Source organism: Lactobacillus melliventris (assembly GCF_013346935.1).
Taxonomy (GTDB): domain Bacteria; phylum Bacillota; class Bacilli; order Lactobacillales; family Lactobacillaceae; genus Lactobacillus.
Map to the genome: position 1 here is coordinate 1 of NZ_JAAEEB010000018.1, position 3,014 is coordinate 3,014.

Below are 3,014 nucleotides of genomic sequence, written 5' to 3' on the forward strand. Positions count from 1 at the left end.
GAGTTAGTACATTGAAAACTGAATATAATCCAAGAAAAACCGAGAAACAATCAAAAGAGAACAGATTGCTAAAGAGCGACCGAGAGAGTATCTTGAGTAAGGTCAAGTAAAGAAGGGCGCACGGTGAATGCCTAGGCACAATGAGGCGAAGAAGGACGTGACGAACCACGAAAGGCTTCGGGGAGCAGTAAGTACGCAAAGATCCGGAGATATCCGAATGGGGGAACCCAATGCATGCAGATGCATTACCAGGTGGTGAATCAATAGCCACCTGGGGCAAGACGCAGTGAACTGAAACATCTAAGTAGCTGCAGGAAGAGAAAGAAAAATCGATTTCCCTAGTAGCGGCGAGCGAAGCGGAAAGAGCCCAAACCAGATGATTTATCATTTGGGGTTGTAGGACTGCGACAAGGCAGCGCAAAGGATAGCAGAATTACCTGGGAAGGTAAGCCAGAGAGGGTGAGAGCCCCGTAAGCGAAATCCCAAGCGCGCCGAGCAGGATCCTGAGTAGGTCGGGACACGAGGAATCCCGATTGAAGCAGCGAGGACCATCTCGCAAGGCTAAATACTACATTGTGACCGATAGTGAACCAGTACCGTGAGGGAAAGGTGAAAAGAACCCCGGGAGGGGAGTGAAAGAGAACCTGAAACCGTGTGCCTACAAATAGTCAAAGCCCATTAAAGGGTGATGGCGTGCCTTTTGTAGAATGAACCGGCGAGTTACGTTAATTAGCGAGGTTAAGTCAGAAAAGACGGAGCCGGAGCGAAAGCGAGTCTGAAGAGGGCGAGATAGTTAGTTGATGTAGACCCGAAACCAAGTGACCTACCCATGACCAGGTTGAAGGTGCGGTAAAGCGCACTGGAGGACCGAACCCACGTAAGTTAAAAATTGCGGGGATGAGTTGTGGGTAGCGGTGAAATTCCAAACGAACTTGGAGATAGCTGGTTCTCTCCGAAATAGCTTTAGGGCTAGCCTGGTGCTAGAAAGATCATGGAGGTAGAGCTCTGTTTGGACGAAGGGCCCGTCAGGGGTTACTGAATTCAGATAAACTGCGAATTCCATAGATCAAGGCACTGGAGTCAGACTGCGAGTGATAAGATCCGTAGTCGAAAGGGAAACAGCCCAGATCACCAGTTAAGGTCCCCAAATCTATGCTAAGTGGAAAAGGATGTGGAGTTGCGTAGACAACTAGGATGTTGGCTCAGAAGCAGCCATCATTAAAAGAGTGCGTAATAGCTCACTAGTCGAGTGACGCTGCGCCGAAAATTTACCGGGGCTAAGCATAGTACCGAAACTGTGGATGTGCAGTAATGCACGTGGTAGGAGAGCGTTCTAAATGCGGCGAAGTTTAACTGCGAAGATAAATGGAGCGTTTAGAAGTGAGAATGCCGGTATGAGTAGCGCAAGATAGGTGAGAATCCTATCCGCCGAAAGACTAAGGTTTCCTGGGGCAGGCTCGTCCGCCCAGGGTAAGTCGGGACCTAAGGCAAGGCCGAAAGGCGTAGTCGATGGAGAACAGGTAGAGATTCCTGTACTGCTTATCTTCGTTAACAGCGAAGGAGGGACGCAGGAGGCAAAGAACGCATGGCGCTGGAAGCCATGTTTAAGCGTCAAGTGTGGTAATGAGTCAAATGCTTGTTACTAATAAGCACAAGGCGTGATGAGGAGCGAAATTAGAGTAGCGAAGGTTCAAGCGTCACACTGCCAAGAAAAGCTTCTAGTGAGAAGATAGGTACCCGTACCGCAAACCGACACAGGTAGTCGAGTGGAGAACACTCAGGTGAGCGAGAGAACTCTCGTTAAGGAACTCGGCAAAATCGCCCCGTAACTTCGGGAGAAGGGGTGCTGGTGTAAAAGCCAGCCGCAGTGAATAGGCCCAAACAACTGTTTATCAAAAACACAGGTCTCTGCTAAGTCGTAAGACGACGTATAGGGGCTGACACCTGCCCGGTGCTGGAAGGTTAAGGAGAGCTGTTAGCGCAAGCGAAGCAGCGAACTGAAGCCCCAGTAAACGGCGGCCGTAACTATAACGGTCCTAAGGTAGCGAAATTCCTTGTCGGGTAAGTTCCGACCTGCACGAAAGGTGTAATGATTTGGGCACTGTCTCAACGAGAGACTCGGTGAAATTATAATACCCGTGAAGATGCGGGTTACCCGCGACAGGACGGAAAGACCCCATGGAGCTTTACTGCAATTTGATATTGGGCAGCTGTTAAACATGTACAGGATAGGTAGGAGCCGGAGAAGATAGCACGCCAGTGTTATCAGAGGCAATGTTGGGATACTACCCTTGTTTGATGGCTGCTCTAACCAGGGCCTCTAAGCGAGGCATGGGACAGTGTCAGACGGGCAGTTTGACTGGGGCGGTCGCCTCCTAAAGTGTAACGGAGGCGCCCAAAGGTTCCCTCAGAATGGTTGGAAATCATTCACAGAGTGCAAAGGTATAAGGGAGCTTGACTGCGAGAGCGACAACTCGAGCAGGGACGAAAGTCGGGCTTAGTGATCTGGTGGTACCGTATGGAAGGGCCATCACTCAACGGATAAAAGCTACCCTGGGGATAACAGGCTTATCTCCCCCAAGAGTTCACATCGACGGGGAGGTTTGGCACCTCGATGTCGGCTCGTCGCATCCTGGGGCTGAAGTCGGTCCCAAGGGTTGGGCTGTTCGCCCATTAAAGCGGCACGCGAGCTGGGTTCAGAACGTCGTGAGACAGTTCGGTCCCTATCCGTCGTGGGCGTAGGAAATTTGCGAGGAGCTGTCCTTAGTACGAGAGGACCGGGATGGACATACCGCTGGTGTACCAGTTGTCTTGCCAAAGGCATCGCTGGGTAGCTAAGTATGGCCGGGATAAGCGCTGAAAGCATCTAAGTGCGAAGCCCCCCTCAAGATGAGATTTCCCATACGTAAGTAGTAAGACACCTCAAAGACTAAGAGGTAGATAGGCTGGGAGTGGAAGAGCCGTGAGGCTTGGAGCGGACCAGTACTAATCAGTCGAGGACTTGACCAAAGCTT

Annotated in this window: 1 rRNA gene; it reads left to right on the plus strand. The window is 50.9% G+C overall.

The annotated features are described in order from the left end of the window. Positions 1-100: 100 nt before the first annotated feature. Positions 101-3,009 (plus strand): 23S ribosomal RNA (locus tag GYV61_RS09570). Positions 3,010-3,014 lie beyond the last annotated feature (5 nt).